Source organism: Sphingobium sp. VMM (genome assembly GCF_056790315.1).
This window is the reverse complement of sequence record NZ_JBXGSI010000002.1, coordinates 98300-117317: the sequence shown is the minus strand read 5'-3', so window position 1 is coordinate 117317 and position 19018 is coordinate 98300. Positions and strand designations below refer to the sequence as shown.

Genomic DNA, 19018 nt, shown 5'->3' with positions numbered 1-19018 from the left:
GTGCGGGAAATATGCGAAGTTAAGCGCGGGATTTCCTATTTTTCGCGCTCAATTGTCGCCGTCGAAATGGACCCGGTTGGCCAGGATCACCGCCTGGGTCCGGCTGAAGACGTTGAGCTTCTGCAGGATCGCGGACACATGCGCCTTCACCGTGGTCATCGACACGCTCAGGTCATGGGCGATCTGCTTGTTCAGCCGGCCATGGACCAGATGAGTCAGCACGATCCGCTGCTGCGGCGTCAGGCTGCCGATCCGGGTCAGGATATCGGCTTCCTCGGCGCTTTCCTGCGGCGCCTCATCGATCGCGTCGGGCATGTAGATTTCGCCGGACACCACCCGATGCAGTGCATCGACGATGGCGCTGCGCTTCATCGACTTGGGGATGAAGCCCGCCGCGCCGGCGCCCAGCGCCTCGCGTACGATTCCCCGGTCGAACGCGCCCGACACCATCACCACCGGCAGGATCGGATGGCGACTGCGCAGCAGTTTCAGGCCATCGAGCCGCTTCACGTCGGGAATATTGAGATCGAGCAGCACCAGGTCGAAATTGGACTGTTTCTCCAGCGTCGCCAGCGCTTCCTCCAGGCTGGCCGCCTCGAAAATCTCGCAGCCGTCGAAACTGACCGCGATCACGCTGCGCAGCCCGTCGCGCACCAGCGGGTGATCGTCGACGATCAGCACCCTTTCCATCATCGCATCACTGTCTTCGACCTGCATGTCCGCCCCCTGGCCATGATGATGGATCATAGGCGGGGGCGCGGCAAATTGCCCGCGATTTCCGCCGTGCATATGCTGTCCGCGCCCCATGACGATCATCGTCCTCGCCTCCTTATTTGGCCAGCTTGAACACCCAGAGCGAACCGCCCTGATTGATATCCTTGAAGGACTTGGCCACTTCGCCGCCCCACAGCGGCACCGCGCCGCCCCAGCCGGACATGACGGCGACATATTGCTCGCCATCCTGTTCCCAGGTGACCGGCGATCCGACCACGCCCGACCCGGTCTGGAACTTCCACAATTCCTTGCCGGTCTTGGCGTCGAAGGCCTTCAGATAGCCTTCGGGCGTGCCGGTGAAGACCAGGTTGCCGGCGGTCGACAGCACGCCGCCCCACAGCGGCGCCTTGTTCTTATATTCCCAGACGATCTTGCCGGTCCTGGGGTCCATCGCCCGCAGCGCACCGATATGATCCTCGGCGATCGGCTTGATGGTGAAGCCCGCGCCCAGATAGGCGGCGCCCTTCTTGTAGGCGATCGGCTCGTTCCAGATGTCCATGCCCCAGTCGTTGGACGGGATGTAGAACAGGCCGGTGTCCTTGCTATAGGCCATCGGCATCCAGTTCTTTCCCCCTAAGAAGCTGGGCGAGGAGAAAACGGTGCTGCCCTTCTCGGTCGCGCTCGGCGCGCCGGGGCGACCGGCCGGGATCACGATCGGCTTGCCATTCTTGTCATAGCCGCTGGCCCAGGTCGTCTGCATGACGAAGCGGTTGGCACTGACGAACTTGCCGTTGGTCCGGTCGAGCACGAAGAAATAGCCGTTGCGGTCCGCCTTGGCGCCCAGCTTCATCGGCTTGCCGTTGATCGTCGCGTCGAACGGGATGAACTCGTTAACCCCGTCGAAATCCCAGCCGTCATGCGGGGTGGTCTGGTAATGCCATTTGATCACGCCGGTTTCGGGATCGATCGCCAGCGTGGACGCGGTGTAGAGATTATCGCCGGGCCGCAAATGGCTGTTCCAGGGGGCCGGGTTGCCGGTGCCGAAATAGAGAAGATTGGTTTCCGGATCATAGGTGCCACCCAGCCAGGTCGCGCCGCCGCCGGTCTTGTAGAGATCGCCCTGCCAGGTCGCGTTGAGCTTGCCGGTGATGCCATTATCCTTGCCGCGCAAGGTGCCAATGTTTCCTTCGATCACCGGGCGGTGCCAGATCAGCTCGCCGGTATCCACGTCGCGGGCCTCGACCGCGCCGACGATGCCGAACTCGCCGCCCGAATTGCCGGTGATGACCATGCCCTTGACGATCAGCGGCGCGGCGGTCGCGCTGTAGCCGGCCTTGTAATCGGCAATCTGCTTGTTCCACACCACCTTGCCGGTATGGCGATTGAGCGCCACCAGCCGCGCGTCGAGCGTGGCGAAGATGATCTTGTCGCCATGGATCGCCGCGCCGCGATTGACGACGTCGCAGCAGGGCATGATGTCGTCGGGCAGGCGGGCATTATATTCCCATTTCTCCTCGCCGGTGCGGGAGTCGAAGGCATAGAGCCGCGAATAGGAACCGGTGACATAGATGGTGCCATCATAGACTAGAGGCTGAGCCTCCTGGCCACGCTGCTTCTCGCCACCCAGTGACGAAGCGAAGGCGGGCACCAGCTTGCTGACGGTGTCGGTGTTGATCTGGTTGAGCGTGCTGAAACGCTGCGCCTGCGGTCCCATGCCATAGGTCAGCACGTCGCCGGTCGATGCGGCATCGTTCATCAGGTCGGCATCGGTCGGCCCGCCTGCCGCATCGGCCGCCAGCAGTGGCGCGGCCCCGGCCACCAGCGCGATCGCGGCTGCCCCCAGGAACGAACGCGTGAAACGTCCCGTCATAGTCATCCTCCCTTGTTTTCCGGCGTGATCAACGCCGTCGATGCAGCACCTTATGGGGCACGGCGGCCGTGCCAATTGGACCTTGGGTCGCCCGTTCAGCCGGCCGCGACGGCCGGCGCATAGGCGACGCCATGGCGCTCGAAGATCGCCTTGAGCGCGCCCGATTGCGTCATGTCGGCCAGGATGGTCTCGACCGCATCGCCCAGGTTCCGGCTATTCTCCTTCACCGCCATGCCGATGTCCCATCCGGCCGAGGTGAAGGCGGGCAGGGGGCTGGTGCGGCGGACGATGTTGGTGGCGCCGCTGTCGTGCAGCACCGCCTCTATCTGCGCCCGGCTGGCGAGCGCGCCATCGGCCCGGCCATCGGTCAGCGCGGTGACGGCTTCCGTCCCGCCGGGGAAATGGACGACATTCCTGGCCAATATGCCGCCGAATGTGCCGATCAGGTAGAAATCAGGAATGGAGTCGATCTCGACCGCCAGCCGCTTGCCGCGATATTGGGTCGGCGGCGCGTTGACGTCGATCTCGCCCTTGACCGCCGCAAACTGGAAGCTTTCGCGATAATAGGGGGCGATGATCGCGACCTGATCGTTGCGTGCGGCGAAAGTCCGGTCGAACGGCACATGCAGCATGATGTCGGCCGGCTGGAAGCCCAGAAGGCCGCCCTTCCACACGCCGTTGCGCAGGTCGTCGTCGGCGCTTTCGTCCGCGACCAGTTCGGCAATGTCGGCGCGCACGCCCAGCCCCTTGGCCAGCGCCTGGGCCAGGTCGACGTCGATCCCGGTCAGCTTGCCGTCCTTGCGCCAGGACCAGGGGCGGTTGTCCTTATAGACTGCGACCCGAAGGACACCCAATTCCCTGACCTTGCCGAGCGGCGCGGCCTTTGCCGCCTGCCCGCCCGAAATATAACCAACCAGCGCGGCGGCCGCCGCGCTGCTCAAGAAGGCGCGGCGATCCATCGCGATCACTCCTGATGCTTGGTTTCGAGCCAGGCGCGGATCGCCCATCCGGCCTTCTGTCCCAGCACGTCGCCAAAGGGCGGCATATAAACCTTGCCGTCATGGCTGGAGCCATGCTGGAAACGCTGGATATACCATTCGTCGCCGCTGTCGCCGACTTCCAGATAGCGCAGGTCCGGCGCGATGCCGCCGCTTTCCGCGTCCAGCCCGTGGCAGCGTGCGCAATTCTGGCCATAGGCGGATTCGCCGATCTTCGCCGCCGTGGCATTGCCGCGATAGGGGTTGTGCTGAACCCAGTCGGCACCGATTTCCGGCAGGGCCGATGTGTCGACCGCCTGCGGCGTGACATTGCCATGCGCCATCAGTGCCGATGTGATCGATGCGCCCGCCAGGCAGGCCGCGCCGAACAATGCGATCCGTCCGTAATTCCTCATCCCAAACCCTCGTCTGTGCCGCGTGCCTGTGCTGGCCGCATGTCGTCCCTGTCGCTGATGACTGTAGGGGAGGGCGGGGGCGGCCCCCATTGGCCATTGGTACAATCCCGCCGCGACGGGCCGGGGGCTAATCCGCTATCAGGCCAAAAGAACGAGAGGATGCGGGCATGATGAAGGGCGTGATTGCGGGGCTTGCGCTGACGGTGGCGATCCCGTCGGTCCGGGCCGAGACGCTCTATGTCTCCAACGAGCGGGGCAATAGCGTCAGCGTCATCGATGCCGCCACAATGCAGACGGTCGCGACCTGGCCGGTGGGCGGACGGCCGCGCGGCATCACCCTCACCAAGGACGGCAAATATATCCTACTCTGCGCCAGCAACGACCATGCGGTGCAGATGATCGACCGCGCGACCGGCAAGGTCGTCGCGGACCTGCCATCGGGGCAGGATCCCGAGCAATTCTTCCTGTCGCGCGATGGCCGGACCTTGTTCGTCGCCAATGAGGATAATGCCGCGCTGACCGCGATCGACCTCGACAGCCGCAAGGTCGCCTTCCAGGTCGATGTCGGCAAGGAGCCCGAGGGCGTGGCGCAAAGCCCCGACGGCAAATGGGTGGTGGTGACATCGGAGGATGACGGCGTCGTCAACTGGATCGACCTGGCGAACAAGACGATGGTCGACGCGACCGAGACTGATCAGCGCCCCCGCCATGTCGAATTTACCGCCGATGGCAAGGAGCTGTGGATCGCGGCGGAGATGGGCGGCACGGTGCAGATTGCCGATCCGGCCACGCGCAGGATCGTCGAGACGCTGCATTTCGCCATTTCCGGCGTGCAGGATTATCAGCTATTGCCCTGCGGCATACGCTTCACGCCGGACGGCAAGACGGCGGTCGTGGCGCTCGGCCGCGCCAACCATGTCGCGCTGGTCGATGTCGCCACCCGCAAGGTCCGCGCCTATGTGCCGGTCGGCAAGCGGGTCTGGCATGTCGCGGTCAGCCCGGACGGCGTGCGCGCTTTTGCCGTCAATGGCCTTTCGGACAATGTCTCGGTGATCGACCTGGCTGCCGGCAAGGTCGTCGGTACGGTAGCGGTCGGCGCCGGGCCGTGGGGCATCGCCGTCGCGCCCTGACCAAAAGTATAGCGAGGTGCGCGGAGGGAGGACGAGAACCAAAGTCCAATTTCGGCCGCCATCGCCGCCGCCCACTCTTCCCGACAGCCGGCACGACCGGCGCATAAGAGGGAGGATGAGATGGCACGGGGAACATTCCTCGGCAGCGCCGCCATGGCGTTGCTGTTCGTCGCAGGGGCAACGCCGGCCAGCGCCGGCACGACGAGCGAACTGCTGAAAAGGCTGCATGAAAAGGGGATCCTCACCGACGAGGAATATGCCCAGCTGGCAAAGGAAGACGCTGCGGCGCCGGCCGCTGCCGCTGCGCCCGCCGCATCGGACGGCAAGCCCGTGGTGCGCGTCGCCGACAGCGGCGTCGGGTTTGAGGTGGGCGATGTCACGGTCAAGATGTCCGGCTCGGTCAACGGTTTCTACACCCATGAAAATGGCCAGGCGGCCGGGCCGAATACCGATGTCGTCGGCGGCGTGGTGCCGGTTGGCGGCAATAGTTCGGCGATCCGCAACGGCCTGCTGCCCGGCTACCTGAAGTTCGACGTCACGACCAATCAGGGCGGCTGGGACGTCGGCGCTCATTTCGGCATGTATCCCGGTATCAACAGCGCGGATTATTCCGTCGGCGGCGGCGCCAATGCCGGCGGCCGGCCGGTGGCGCTGCAGACCGCCGGCATCGATTTCCGCCAGACCTACATGACCATCGGCCGTTCCGGCCTAGGCGAGTTCAAGCTGGGTCGCGACATCGGCCTGTTCGGCTCGGAAGGCATATTGAACGACATCACCCTGCTGTCGGTCGGGTCGAGCGGCGGCAATGTCGCGCCGTCCAACACTTCGCTTGGCCGCATCGGCATCGGCTATATCTATACCGACTTCCAGCCGCAGATCACTTACACGTCGCCCAGCCTGTCGGGCTTCCAGGTCTCGGTCGGCGTCTTCCAGCCGCTCGAATCGCTGACCGGACCGGGCGAAAGCAACAAGTCGCCCGGCTTCCAAGGCAAGATCGTCTATGACGGCAAGTTCGGCGATTTTTCGGCCCGCGCCTGGCTGTCGGGCATCGCCCAGCGGCATAATCGCGTCGACGGCATTTCCTATACCGGCAGCGGTTTCGATACCGGCGCCAAGATCGGCTATGGCCCGATCGTCCTGACCGGCTATTATTATAATGGCTCGGGGCTGGGCACGACGGCGCTCAACCTGTTCGACACCGATGCCGCCGGCAACAAGCGCGACAGCGACGGCTTCTATCTTCAGGGGCTGGCGACCTTCGGCAAATTCTCGGTCGGTGGCAGCTATGGCGAGAGCAATCTCCATTATGCCAATGCCGCGGACGCGCTCGCCAACCCGACGTTGATCCGCAAGAACAGCAGCTGGGTGGGGCAGGGCCGTTATGGCCTGACCAGCTGGGTGACGCTGATCGGCGAATATATCCACAGCACCTCAAAGGCGCATAATGGCAATGAGGCGCAGGGCGACACGATTGCCGCCGGCGCCATCCTCTTCTTCTGAGCGGGGGAAGGGCCATCGGCCCAAAGGCCAATGTTCCGGCAAGGGGCGGCATCCTATCGAAGGGATGCCGCCCCTTCGCATGACGGGGCGGCAGGGGAGGATATATGCGCAGAACAAAATGGCTCGCGCTCGGCATGGCAATGGCGCCCTTCGCGGCGCAGGCGGAAACACCCGATGGCGCTGGCGAGGCGATGGCCGCCGCGTCGATCGTGGTGACCGGCACGGGCCTCGCCCTGCCGCCTGGGACGCCGGCCTATGGCTCTGTGGTGATCGACCGGGATCGGCTTGAGGATGCGGCGTCGGGTCGGATCGAGAGCGTGCTGGCCGATGTCGCGGGCTTCCAGCAGTTCCGCCGCTCTGACAGCCGAGCGTCCAATCCCTCGAACCAGGGCGCCACCCTGCGCGCGCTGGGTGGCAATGCGTCGAGCCGGACCCTGGTGCTGCTTGATGGCGTGCCGGTGGCTGATCCCTTCTTCGGCTATATCCCCTTCTCGGCTTTGGTGCCCGACCGGCTGGCGCTGGTGCGGGTGACGCGCGGCGGGGGCAGTGGCGCGTTCGGGGCCGGCGCGGTTGCCGGCACGATCGAACTGGCCAGCGCCACCCGCGACCAGATGCCACACTTCGGCGCCAGCGCCTTCTACGGCAGCAGGGATGCGACCGAGCTGTCGGCCAGCATCGCGCCGGATCTGGGCAGCGGTTACGTGTCGCTGTCCGGCCGCTGGGATCGGGGCGACGGTTTCCAGACCACGCCGAAGGACCAGCGCGTCGCCGCCACCGTGCCCGCCGCCTATGACAGCTGGTCGACCAATTTGCGCGCCGTCGCGCCGATCAATGCGACCTCGGAAATCCAGTTTCGCGGCACCCTGTTCCAGGATAATCGCACGCTGCGCTTTGCCGGCGCCGACAGCATGAGCCAGGGCCAGGATGCCAGCATTCGCTATATCAGCCGCGGCCGCTGGCAGGTCGATGCACTCGCCTATCTCCAGGCGCGCAACTTCTCCAATATCGTCATCTCCTCCACCAGCTTCCGCAAGTCGCTCGACCAGCGCAACACCCCCTCGACCGGGATCGGCGGCAAGATCGAGCTGCGCCCGCCGGTGGGCGCGGATCATGTGCTGCGTATCGGCGTGGATAGCCGCTTTGCCACCGGCGACATGTATGAGGATGCCTATAATGCGGGCCTCGCCAGCAACCCGCTGACAGCGCGCCGCCATGCCGGTGGCGACCAGATCACATCCGGCATCTTTGCCGAGGATGACTGGACGATTGGCAATCTTGTCCTGACCGGCGGGGTGCGGGCGGATCGCTGGTCGATCCGCAACGGCTTCTACAAGGCGGTCAGTGCGGCTGGGACGGTGACGCAGGACAGCAGCTACGCCAATCGCTCGGACTGGGCCTTCTCCGGTCGGGCCGGCGCGCTCTACCATATCAGCGATGCGGTGGCGCTGCGCGGCGCGGCCTATAGCGGCTTCCGCTTGCCGACGCTCAACGAGTTGTATCGACCCTTCGTCGTCTTCCCGATCACCACCCAGGCCAATGCGGCACTCAAGCCAGAGAAGCTCAAGGGCGTGGAGGGGGGCATCGACCTCACCCCGGCACCGGGCATGCAGCTCTCCGCCACGCTTTTCTACAACCGGCTCGACGATGCGATCGCCAATGTCACCATCGATAGTGTCACCCGCAAGCGCCAGAATGTGAACGCGATCGTGGCCAAGGGCGTGGAACTGACCGCCAGCGCGCAACTGCCGGCCAATTTCTCGCTGCTCGCTTCCTATGCCTATAGTCACAGCAAGGTCGATGCGCCGGGCATGGCATTCGACGGCTTCGCGCCGGCGCAGGTGCCGCGCCACTCCGCCAGCGCGACGCTGGCCTGGGCGCCCAAGGCCGGACCGGAGCTTTCGGCGACGCTGCGCTACACGGCCAAGCAATATGAGGATGATCTGCAGAGCGATGTGCTGCCCGATGCGCTGACGCTCGACGCCCTCGCCCGGCTGCCGATCGGCCATGGCATCAGCCTGGTCGCGCGCGGAGAAAATCTGTTCGACGAGGATGTCGTCACCCGCAATGCCGGTGGATCGATCGACCTGGGCACCCCCAGGACGCTCTGGATCGGCGTGCGGTTCGGCCAATGAAGGGAGCCATCATGTCCGAAGACCTGTTTCCGATACCTGCCGACTGGGCGGCCCATGCCCGCATGAACCAGGCGGCGCGCGCCGCCGATTATCGCCGGTCGCTCGACGCGGGCGACGCCTATTGGCTGGAACAGGCGCAGCGGCTGGACTGGATCACGCCGCCGACCCGCGCGTCGGAAAGCAGCTTCGACGAAGCGGATTTCGGCATCCAGTGGTTCGCCGACGGCACGCTCAACGTGTCGGCCAATTGCCTCGACCGGCATCTGGCCGAGCGGGGCGACGTTACCGCGATCCTCTGGGAACCCGATGATCCGTCTGAAGCGCCGCGTAGCCTGACCTATCGTGAATTGCATGCCGAGGTCTGCCGGTTCGCCAATGTGCTCAAGGATGCTGGCGCACGCCGGGGCGACCGCATCACCATCTATATGCCGATGATCCCAGAGGCGGCGGTGGCGCTGCTCGCCTGCGCCCGGATCGGCGCGATCCACAGCGTCGTGTTCGGCGGCTTTTCGCCCGAGGCGCTGGCAGGCCGCATCACCGATTGCGATTCCAGCATCGTCGTCACCGCCGACGAGGGGCGGCGCGGCGGCAAGCGCGTGCCGCTCAAGGCGAATGTCGACGCGGCGCTGGCGCTCGACCATTGTACCAGCGTGCGCCGCGTATTGGTGGTGCGCGCGACCGGCGGGGCGGTGGCGATGCAGCCCGGCCGCGACAGCTGGTATGACGAGGCAATGGCCGGCGTCGCGCCCGATTGCCCGGCCGAGGTGATGAATGCGGAAGACCCGCTGTTCCTGCTCTACACCTCCGGCTCCACCGGCAAGCCCAAGGGCGTGGTCCATTCGAGCGGCGGTTATCTGCTCTGGGCCAGCCTCACCCATGCGCTCTGCTTCGACTATCGGCCCGGTGACGTCTGGTGGTGCGCGGCCGATGTCGGCTGGGTCACGGGGCACAGCTATATCGTCTATGGCCCGCTGGCCAATGGCGCGACGACGCTGATGTATGAAGGGCTACCGAGCTGGCCGACGCCCAGCCGCATCTGGGAGGTGGTCGACCGTCATCAGGTCCACACCCTCTTCACCGCGCCGACCGTACTGCGCGCGCTGATGAAGGAGGGCGACCATCATGTCGCGAAGACCAGCCGCGCGTCGCTCAAATTGCTGGGCAGCGTGGGCGAGCCGATCAATCCGGAGGCCTGGCGCTGGTATCATGGCGTCGCGGGCGAGGGGCGCTGCCCGATCATCGACACCTGGTGGCAGACCGAGACGGGCGGCGCGATGATCGCGCCGATGCCGGGCGCCACGGACCTGAAGCCCGGCAGTGCGACCTTCCCCATGCCCGGTGTCGAGGCGCAGATCGTCGACGGCGAGGGCGTGGTGCAGGAGGGGGCGAGCGAAGGCAATCTGTTGATCGCCCGGTCCTGGCCCGGCCAGATGCGCACCGTCTGGAACGATCATGAGCGCTTCTTCCAGACCTATTTCACCACTTTCCCCGGCAAATATACCACCGGCGACGGCGCACGGCGGGATGCGGACGGCTATTATTGGATCACCGGCCGCGTCGACGATGTCATCAACGTATCGGGCCATCGCATGGGCACGGCCGAGGTCGAGAGCGCGCTGGTGCTGCATGCGACCGTGGCGGAGGCGGCGGTGGTCGGCATGCCGCACGACATCAAGGGGCAGGGCATCTATGCCTATGTCACGCTGAATGTGGGTGAGGAACCGAGCGAGGATTTGCGCCGGACCCTGACCCAATGGGTGCGCAGCGAGATCGGGCCGATTGCCACGCCGGACGTGATCCAGTTCGCGCCCGGCCTGCCCAAGACACGATCGGGCAAGATCATGCGCCGCATCCTGCGCAAGATCGCCGAGGGGGAGGTGTCGGCACAGGCGCTGGGCGATGTCAGCACGCTGGCCGATCCCAGCGTGGTCGCGGACCTGGTGCGCAGTCGCGCCGGGGTCGCGGCCTGATTTTCGCACGCGACCCAAGGTATAATGGAGGCGATGGCCAGCCCTCCCTAGCGTTCTTTCCATAAACAGAGATGGGAGAGGAATATGCGGGGCAGGGGCTGGCTTTGCGCGGGTCTGGCGGGCGTGGCGCTGATACCGGCGCTGGCATGGGCGGAAGAACCCGATGCCGGCCCGGCGCAGACGATCATCGTCACCGCGCCGGGCGGGGCGATCGACGTCGATGATGCGCTGTCCATCTCCGGCCGGGATATCGGCATTGGCGGCACGCCCGACCTGCTCGGCGTTCTCACCCGCAATATTGCCGGCATCACGCTGCAGGACGCGCAGAATAACCCCTGGCAACCCAATCTTCTCTATCGCGGCTTCGTTGCCTCGCCGCTGCAGGGGCAGGCGCAGGGGCTGGCCGTCTATATGGACGGCGCCCGTTTCAACCAGCCGTTCGGCGATACCGTCCAGTTCGACCTGATCCCCGAAGCGGCGATCCGTAAGCTGAGCCTGCTCGACGCCAGCCCGGTCTATGGCCTCAATGCGCTGGGCGGGGCGATCCTGCTGGAAACGAAGGACGGGCGCAGCGATCCGGGGCTGGAGGCAAGCATGACCGGCGGCCGTTTCGGCTATGCCGAGGCGAGCATCGCCGGCGGCTTTGCGCGCGGCAATTTCAGTGCGTTCGGCGCGTTTCAGTATAGCCATGACGATGGCTGGCGCGATCATAGCCCGTCGCATCTCTATAATGGCTATGCCGACCTGGGTTTCGACACGGAGAAGGGCGGGCTGCACATGAAGCTGGTCGGGGCCAAGACCGACCTGACCGGCAATGGCGTGTCGCCGGTCGAGCTGCTGGCGGCGGACCGGCGCGCCGTCTTCACCTGGCCCGACAATAGCCGCAGCAGCTATGGCCGGATCAGCCTGCACCCCTGGGGCGCGCTGTCCGACACGACCCGGATCGAAGGGACGCTCTATGCCCAGCGGTTGACCTTGCGCACGGTCAATGGCGACGCCGCCGATATCGAGGGGTGCGAGGATGAGGATGACGCCGGGCTGCTCTGCCTGGAGACGGTGGGGAGCGATGATGACGGGGACGAGGTGCAGTCGGTCCTGACCGATGCCAACGGCAACGCCATTGCCGACAGCCTGGGCGGCGAGGGCTATGGCGTGCTCAATCGGGGGCGGACGCGGACCGATGCGATGGGCGCGCTGGTGCAGTTGATCGACGATCGCGCGCTGATGGGCGGCACCAATCATTTTGCGATCGGCATGAGTTACGACACGAGCCGCACCCGGTTCGATACATCGACCGAATTGGGGGCGATGACGGACGAGCGCAGCGTCGAGGGGCTGGGGTCGATCATCGTCCAGCCGGATGGTGCGATCGCGCCGGTCGGACTGGTCGCGCACACCGATTATTGGGGCGTCTTCGTGCAGGACCGGTTGCCGCTGGCGCCCGGGCTGACGGCGGAACTGGGGCTGCGCTGGAACCATGCGCGGATCGAACTGGTCGACCAGATCGGCACGGCACTGAACGGGCGGCATAATTTCCAGCGGCTGAACCCCGGCGCGGAGCTGGACTATCGGGTTTCGGACGGGCTGTCGCTGCGGGTCGGCTATGCCGAGACCAACCGCGCGCCGACCCCGGCCGAACTGTCCTGCGCCGACGAGAATGCGCCGTGCAGCCTGACCAATTTCTTCATCGCCGATCCGCCGCTCAAGCAGGTGGTGGCGAAAAGCTGGGAGGCGGGCGGTTCGGGCCGCTTCGCCGTCGGGGGATGGACCGCCGACTGGCTGGTTTCCGCCTATCGCACCGGCAATCATGACGACATCCAATATATTGCGTCGGACATTCGCGGTCGGGCCTATTTCCAGAATATCGGCAAGACCCGGCGCCAGGGTGTCGAGGCATCGGTCAAGGCGGCGCGGGGCGGATTTACCGCAGGCCTCAGCTATGCCTTCACCGATGCCACCTATCGCAGCGCGCTGACATTGAGCAGCCCGGCCAATCCCGAGGCCAATGACGACGGCACGATCGACGTCGGCAAGGGCGATCGCCTGACCGGTATCCCTCGCCATAGTGCGACCCTGACGCTGGATTATGTTGGCATCATGGGCGGTCAGCGCCATTGGTCGGTCGGCGGCGACCTGATCGCCCGGTCGGGCCAATATCTGGTCGGTGACGAGGCCAACCGGAATGCCAAAGTGCCCGGCTACCTGATCGCCAATATCCGCGCCGGCATCGACATCATTCCCGGCGTCACCCTGTTCGGCGAGGTCCGCAACCTGTTCGACCGCCACTATGCGACCTTCGGCACCTTTACCGAGGTGGATGAGATCGAACTGGACGAGGCGCCGGGGGCGAGCGACCCGAGGGCCTATGGCGCGGGCGCGCCACGCCGCTGGTATGCCGGGGTGAAGGCGACATTCTGAAGCATGGCGGCGCCCGCGATCGGGCGCGCGTCTGCCGAAGTTCACAGTGTAAACGGCCTGTTGGGGGTGTTTGCGCCTGTCGCGCACCTGCGACGCGTCGGTAACGCGCCTGTGCCGCGCCGGGGGTAATGGGGGCAGGGGCATGGAAGCGCGTCGCCCTTGCCCCTGTCGCGCGCCCATGACGCGACAGCCGCGCGCTACATAGGCGCCTGCCACGCGCCGGGCGGCCGGGTTGGGCGAGGGGGAACAGCCTCTGTCGCATGGCGAGGGACAGATCAGAAAAGCGGCGTGTAGGACATCGATGCCCGTGGCAGCGCTATCGCCCTGCAGACGGAAACATCTGCCGGAGCGAGGCGGGCGCATGGCATTTGCGGATCGCGGTTTCGACATGGCGGGCGCGTTCGGCGGTCAGCGAGGCGGCGGACAGGGCGAAGCGCCGTTCATGGGCGACTTCCTCGGCGGTGAAGGGCGGGCTGCCCTGCGGCACGCTGCCGCCGCCCAGGCCGAAGACGACGAAGTTCATCATGTCGGCCAGTTGCTGATTATCCTTGATCCGGCTGAGCGCGACATTGGGCAGGCGGATGAGATAGGCGCGGGTCTGGGGCGTGCAGAGGAACCAGCCGACCCGGCCGCGCAGTTCGGGCAGGGCCGCAGGCGCGGCGCTGCCCTGCACCCCGTGGCAGCCGCCACAATTTTCGACATAGTCGGACCGGGCGAGGTCCGGGTCAGTGATCGCGCTGGGCAACAGGCCCATCGGCGGCAGGGCGGCGCGGCCGATGCCGACCGCGCCGAGCAGCGCCAGCGATCCGATCAGCAGCGCGTGCCGCATGTCCTGCCGGCCTCAGCTGGCCGCGCCGACCAGCACGGCGGTCGAACAATGATATTCCATGCTGCTGGTGCCGAAGCACCAGATCACGTCATTGTTGAGCTGGGGCATGTAGAGCTGGGTTTCGCGATCGGTATTGTCGCAGCCGCACTGGCCGCAGGCGGGCTTGCCGCAACAGTCGCGATAGGCGATCAGATAGGCCTTGCCGTCGTCCGGGTTGATGCAGGTGCCGACCCAGGAGACGGGCGAGGGCTCCGAACCCGCCGGGCAGCTATGGATGCCGCCGCCGCAGCAGGTGCAGAGTGCGCCGTCGATCGCGCAATAGCGCCAATAGTCGCACTTGGTCTCGTCCTTGCTCTGCGCAGTGCGGGCGAAGGCGGTCTTGGCCTCGGGCGAGCGGTCGGGCTTGGCCGCTTCGGCGCGGCTGACCGGCAGCAGCGGGAAGGCGGGCGCAGCGACCAGGGCGGCCCCCAGGCGCGAGAGCATCGAGCGGCGGGATGTCCCCCCGGCGAGGCGTCGCAGCAGCTTTTCCCCCATGGCGTCGGCGTCGAACTTCTTCATGTCGCGGACCCCCTTTGAACTTGCGATCAGGCCGCCTGCGCTTTGAGCGAGCCGATATAATCCTGCACCGTGGCGATCCCCATTTCATGGGCGACGACCAGGCTTTCGAGATGCTCGCGGCTGTTGACCAGTCCCTTGGACAGGATGGTGCCCTCGGCATCGAGCAGCACGGCGAAGGGCAGCTTGGCGACGCCATAGGCCTGGCCCGCTTCCGGCCCGTTGACGAAGGCATAGGCCTCCAGCCCGTGCTGGGCGATCATCGCGCGCTGGGCGGCGACATCATCGTCGCCCACGAAGGTCAGCGCGACCCGCTCGTCCCGCGCGAAGGACTTGGCCATCGGGATGATATTCTTGCACAGCGGGCATTGGGCGGAGACGAACATCAAGAGGCGCAGCGCCGTGCCATGGGCATGGCCGCCGATCGTGACGGGCGCGCCGTCGATGGTGCGGGTATCGATCTTGACGATGGCGTCGCCCACCGCTGGGCCGCCGCTGGTGGCGAGCGCGCCGGCGGGCGCGACGCGGATGTGCAGCACGCCGACCTGCCGCGCGACCGCCAGCAGGGCGATGCCGAGCGCGAAAATGGCGACCCAGGACAGGATCTGCGCGATGATGAGCGAGGTCAGCATAGGTCTTCTATCTCCGGTAGGCGGCAGCGGGCGTGGCGATCAGCGCCAGGATGGCGCCGAGCAGATGGAAGGCGAGGAACAGAGCGATGCCGCCAGCGGCGGCGGTGGCGATGTCCAGCACGGACAGTGGCGGGGCGGGCAGCAGGCGCGGCGCGACGAGCGCGACCAGCAGCAGGTTGCGGATCACCAGCGGCCAGCCGATCGGATGGCGTAACTGTGAACGGCCGCAGCCGCAGTCGATATGGCTGCGCCCGCGCGCGATGTTGATCGCCATCGCGCCGGCAAAGAGGCTAAGCAGCAGCATGGCAAGCAGCACCGGCACCGGGGCAAGACCGGCGATCAGCGTGGCGCCGATGGCGATCTCCGCCAGCGGCAGCAGGATCGCGGCGGGCGCGACCAGCGCCGGCGGCAGCAGCCGGTAATTGGCGATCACGCCGGGCAGCAGGACACGGTGGCGCAGCTTCGACAGGCCCGCCTGCAACAGGATGAGGCCGATCCCGATGGCAGCCGCCAGCGCGGCGATCGCCAGACCCAGTGTCATGGTCAGGACGGGTCCGCGACCGTGATGGTGCTGCCGCCGGCCTTCTCGATCTTGTGCTTTTCTTCCCAGGTGGCGAGGTCGATGACGAGGGCCGTGCCCTTCTCGCCGTCCATGATCAGCAGCGGCTTGTCCGACTGGGTGACCTCGATATTGTTCATGGGCTCTTCCAGCGGGCGGCGCTTCACCACCTTCTGCGTGGCGAGATCGACTTCCCACACTTCCGTGCCCGACGCCTTGTGCGACCAATATTCGCCCATGTGCATCAGCACGAACAGATGGCCGGTGGCGCGGTGCAGCGCCATCGGCTGGCGCCCGCCGGGATACCAGTTCAGTTCCAGCGGCTTGGTTTCGCCCGGCCGGATGCCGGCGGCCGCCTGGATCGAGAAGGGCGCGGAGATGGTCGGCGCCGGGCCAAGCTTCGCGGTCCAGATCTGGCCGGTGTAGCTGAGGAACGTCGTTTCCTTCTTCTTCCGGTCATAGGTGAAATTGTCGAAGATCGGATCGTCGGTGGCCGAGAAGAAGGGCGCGCTATGGGTGATGTCGGCCTTGCTGCCAGTCAGCTTCACGGTGGCGAGCGATCCGTCGGCGCAGAGCGCGGAAAAGCCGACGCCCGGATTGGGCATCATGCTGGCGCAGCCGGGCACTTCGACATTGGCGACGAACTTGCGCTTCACCAGATCGACGATGTTCACCGAGGAGGCGGGGCTGAGATTATAGACGAAGCCGGTCTTGCCATCATCGCTGATGATGAAATTGTTCTTGCGCGATCCGATCAGGATGCGGTCGGGAATGGTGATTTCGGTGACCAGCTTCAGTTCGCGCGTGTCATAGACCGACACCATGTCCTGCCGCGTGCCGCGATCGCCCTTCGACCAGATCGTCTCGGCGACATAATAATATTTGCCGGCCGGATCGATTGCCATGTCTGCGAGGCGCCGGGTTTCGACCATGCCCACCATCTTGCCGCTGTCGCCGTCGAAGATGCTGGTGCCCGGCATGTCCCATCCGCCGTCGACGAAGAACCAGTTGGGCTTGGGTGGCTCCATCGTCACCACATCGGACGTTTCCGGCTCCAGCGCGGCCGTGGTGTCGGCGGGCGCGGCATGGACGGTGATGGCTGCGCACAGGGCGAAACCCATGGCGGCGGTGGCGAAAAATCCCCTGACGGCGGCGCTCGACATCTGGTGTGATCCCCCTTGATCGGTGCGGCGGCGCTGGACTCATCTGGTCCGCGTTCCGGCGCTGAAATGAAGGCTGGACAAGTGTCAAGGATTGGTCAAGGGGGTGGAGGCGCTCCCCGCAAAATAATTTTGCGCCGCAGCAAAACTAAGCGATAATCTCGTGCACGCCCTCGATCCGGGGCAGGCGCAGCCTGTCGGGGGCAGCAGCGACCAGCAGCGCGAAACAGCCGCCGGTGAGCGCGACCAGCGCGCCATCGACCAGCCCCTGTTGCCCCAACCCGTCGGACAGCAGCGATCCCGCCACCGGCCCGGCGATCATGCCCAGGCTGTGGACGCAGGCGACGAAGCGGCGGAACAGCGGACTGCCGCCGCCCGCTGCCGTGGCAAGGCCGGAAAAGCGGATGATGGTGGCGGTCGACCCGATATTGAGCAGGCCGATCGCCAGGATGAACAGGGTCGGTGCGCCGGGGCGGGTGAGGGCGAGCGGGGCAAGCAGGCAGAAGGCGCACAGCAGGCCGGTCAGCGGCAGCGGCACGATGCTCTGTTCGCGCATCAGCGCGATCGCGGTTAGCGCGCCGATCACCGATCCGATCGCCACCGCCTCGCCGATCACGCTGTCGTCGATGCCGGCGGCCAGCGCCAGCGCGCCGGAAAAGCTCCAGATCATCATGGTGGCGGCGATGAAGCAGAACAGGGCAACGGCCAGCGCCCAGGCGCGGGCCGGGGTGGGCGCGCGTTCATTGGCGTCGCCGGTGGGCGTCTGCGCCGGATCGGCGGCCGGCATCAGCAGGCTGAGCAGCAGCACGCCGATCGGTGCGAGCGCCAGCAGGCGCAGCGCAGCGGCCGGCCCGGCGCTGTCGCCGATCGCCGGCAGCGCCAGCGCGACCAGGGTGGACAGCAGCAACTGGACCAGGAAGACGGCGGCATAGGCGCCGGTCGGGCGCTGCGAGGCGGCGGCGCTCATCGCGTGGGTATAGGCGACGCCCATGCCGACGCCGAACAGACCGCGCGCGGCGATGAGCGTTGCCAGTTCGTCGAGCGCCGGCGTTATCAGGCTGGCGGCCAGCGCGATCAGCGCGGCGAAGGCCGGCGCGCCGGCCGGCAGGTGCGCGCCGCCGCGCCAGACGAGGATCGCGCCGATCGCCATGCCACCCTGGGTCGCGCCGACGATCCAGCCATGGTCGGATGGATCAAGCCGGGTGGCAGCGGTCAGCAGGGTGAGGAAGACGGGATCGATGCCGGGTTGCAGCAGCGCGAGCGCGGCGGCGGCGATGCAGGCGATGGTCCGGTCCGGTGCCCATCCGGGCAATATACGGCTTTGCGTCATGATGGCCCCCACAGCATGAACAGGCGCCGGTGGCGCCCCTGCCGTTCAGACCATCTCTCCCCCTTGGGGCGGCGTCAGGCCGCTTCTGTCATCAGCCCTGCAAGATCGCGCGAAGTCACCGTCTTGGCAAGATGCACGAACGACATTGCCGCCAGCGCGGTAAAGACCGGCATCTTGGCCGCCCAGGGCTTCTGATGCCCCAGGAAAGGCGTCGATCCTTCCATCGACGCGCTGATGAACAGGGCGACGCTATGCACCTCGTCCGGGGACAGGGCCGGATTGATCTGCGCCACATATTCGCCGATCACCTCATGCACCTTGCTGTAGAACAGGCGCACCCGGTCGGCGACGAACTCGCTCTGGTTGGCGAGCGCCCAGAGTTCGGTGAACAAATGGGTGGTGCGCTTGGTCTGGATATCCTCCAGGCACAGGATGATGACCAGCTTGAGCCGTTCCTCGGCGGTGAGGCCGGGCTTGCGCACCATCTCCTCCAGCAGCTTGTCATAGGATTCCAGCATCTCGTCCAGCATCACCTGGATCAGCATTTCCTTGCGCGGGAAATGATAGCTGACATTGCCGACCTTCATGTCGCAGCGCGCGGCGATGCGGCGCAGGGTGAAGGCATCGGCACCCTCGTCGATCAGCACGTCCAGTGCTGCCTTGAGGATCTGGTCCACCGTTTCGGACCCGCGGGCATAGATGCCGGGCCGTGAGGGAGCGAGTATCATATCACATCTGCCTTGGCGGCCCTCCTACCACGGCGCGGCCCGGTTCGCCACCCTTTGCGCATCGCTCGCAACGGCGGGCTTGACGAATATTTGAAGAC

At 66.1% G+C, this 19018-nt stretch carries 16 protein-coding genes; 5 read left to right on the top strand and 11 right to left on the bottom strand.

Going from position 1 to position 19018, the window contains the following annotated elements; all coding sequences use genetic code 11:
• Positions 1 to 48 precede the first annotated feature (48 nt).
• From ACUCV3_RS03200 to pedF, 4 genes are all read right to left on the bottom strand, one after another.
• Positions 49 to 816, bottom strand: a complete 768-nt coding sequence (locus tag ACUCV3_RS03200) for a response regulator (protein WP_037509058.1) — start codon at positions 814 to 816, stop codon at positions 49 to 51.
• A 13-nt stretch (positions 817 to 829) separates the two neighbouring features.
• On the bottom strand, positions 830 to 2584 hold the full coding sequence (locus tag ACUCV3_RS03195; protein WP_122928269.1) for a methanol/ethanol family PQQ-dependent dehydrogenase: 1755 nt from the start codon (positions 2582 to 2584) through the stop codon (positions 830 to 832).
• Positions 2585 to 2679: 95 nt separating this feature from the next.
• Positions 2680 to 3543, bottom strand: coding sequence for a substrate-binding periplasmic protein (locus ACUCV3_RS03190; protein WP_122928268.1), 864 nt, complete (start codon positions 3541 to 3543; stop codon positions 2680 to 2682).
• Positions 3544 to 3548: 5 nt separating this feature from the next.
• Positions 3549 to 3977, bottom strand: a complete 429-nt coding sequence (pedF, locus tag ACUCV3_RS03185; RefSeq protein ID WP_122928267.1) for a cytochrome c-550 PedF — start codon at positions 3975 to 3977, stop codon at positions 3549 to 3551.
• Between the two features lie 167 nt (positions 3978 to 4144).
• On the opposite strand from pedF, the gene ACUCV3_RS03180 reads away from it, so the two are divergent.
• The 5 genes from ACUCV3_RS03180 to ACUCV3_RS03160 all read left to right on the top strand — a co-directional run bounded on the left by ACUCV3_RS03180 (position 4145) and on the right by ACUCV3_RS03160 (position 13127).
• Positions 4145 to 5107 carry a PQQ-dependent catabolism-associated beta-propeller protein gene (locus ACUCV3_RS03180; RefSeq protein WP_122928266.1) on the top strand — a complete coding sequence of 321 codons (963 nt, stop codon included), beginning with the start codon at positions 4145 to 4147 and terminating at the stop codon, positions 5105 to 5107.
• Between the two features lie 120 nt (positions 5108 to 5227).
• On the top strand, positions 5228 to 6607 hold the full coding sequence (locus tag ACUCV3_RS03175) for a porin (protein ID WP_122928265.1): 1380 nt from the start codon (positions 5228 to 5230) through the stop codon (positions 6605 to 6607).
• A gap of 104 nt (positions 6608 to 6711) precedes the next feature.
• A complete protein-coding gene (locus tag ACUCV3_RS03170; protein WP_122928264.1) occupies positions 6712 to 8739 on the top strand; it encodes a TonB-dependent receptor in 2028 nt (675 codons plus the stop codon).
• An 11-nt stretch (positions 8740 to 8750) separates the two neighbouring features.
• Complete coding sequence (gene acs, locus ACUCV3_RS03165; RefSeq protein ID WP_122928816.1) at positions 8751 to 10709, top strand: acetate--CoA ligase; 1959 nt, start codon at positions 8751 to 8753, stop codon at positions 10707 to 10709.
• Between the two features lie 84 nt (positions 10710 to 10793).
• The gene (locus tag ACUCV3_RS03160; protein ID WP_122928263.1) at positions 10794 to 13127 is read left to right on the top strand and encodes a TonB-dependent receptor; all 2334 of its coding nucleotides are present in this window, start codon (positions 10794 to 10796) and stop codon (positions 13125 to 13127) included.
• 316 nt (positions 13128 to 13443) lie between these two features.
• On the opposite strand, the gene ACUCV3_RS03155 is transcribed toward ACUCV3_RS03160, so the two are convergent.
• From ACUCV3_RS03155 to ACUCV3_RS03125, 7 genes are all read right to left on the bottom strand, one after another.
• Positions 13444 to 13956 (bottom strand): c-type cytochrome, encoded by a 513-nt coding sequence (locus tag ACUCV3_RS03155; protein WP_122928262.1) that lies wholly within the window; start codon positions 13954 to 13956, stop codon positions 13444 to 13446.
• Positions 13957 to 13968: 12 nt separating this feature from the next.
• The gene (locus tag ACUCV3_RS03150) at positions 13969 to 14514 is read right to left on the bottom strand and encodes a methylamine dehydrogenase light chain (RefSeq protein WP_004208334.1); all 546 of its coding nucleotides are present in this window, start codon (positions 14512 to 14514) and stop codon (positions 13969 to 13971) included.
• A 26-nt stretch (positions 14515 to 14540) separates the two neighbouring features.
• The gene (locus tag ACUCV3_RS03145) at positions 14541 to 15143 is read right to left on the bottom strand and encodes a thioredoxin domain-containing protein (RefSeq protein ID WP_010338488.1); all 603 of its coding nucleotides are present in this window, start codon (positions 15141 to 15143) and stop codon (positions 14541 to 14543) included.
• Between the two features lie 7 nt (positions 15144 to 15150).
• Entirely contained in the window at positions 15151 to 15684 is a 534-nt protein-coding gene (locus ACUCV3_RS03140; protein WP_048938455.1) for a MauE/DoxX family redox-associated membrane protein, read from the bottom strand.
• Positions 15685 to 15686: 2 nt separating this feature from the next.
• Positions 15687 to 16865, bottom strand: coding sequence for an amine dehydrogenase large subunit (locus tag ACUCV3_RS03135; protein ID WP_048938456.1), 1179 nt, complete (start codon positions 16863 to 16865; stop codon positions 15687 to 15689).
• A gap of 145 nt (positions 16866 to 17010) precedes the next feature.
• Complete coding sequence (locus ACUCV3_RS03130) at positions 17011 to 18192, bottom strand: hypothetical protein (protein WP_048938457.1); 1182 nt, start codon at positions 18190 to 18192, stop codon at positions 17011 to 17013.
• A gap of 74 nt (positions 18193 to 18266) precedes the next feature.
• A complete protein-coding gene (locus ACUCV3_RS03125) occupies positions 18267 to 18920 on the bottom strand; it encodes a TetR/AcrR family transcriptional regulator (RefSeq protein ID WP_004208329.1) in 654 nt (217 codons plus the stop codon).
• Between the last annotated feature and the right edge of the window lie 98 nt (positions 18921 to 19018).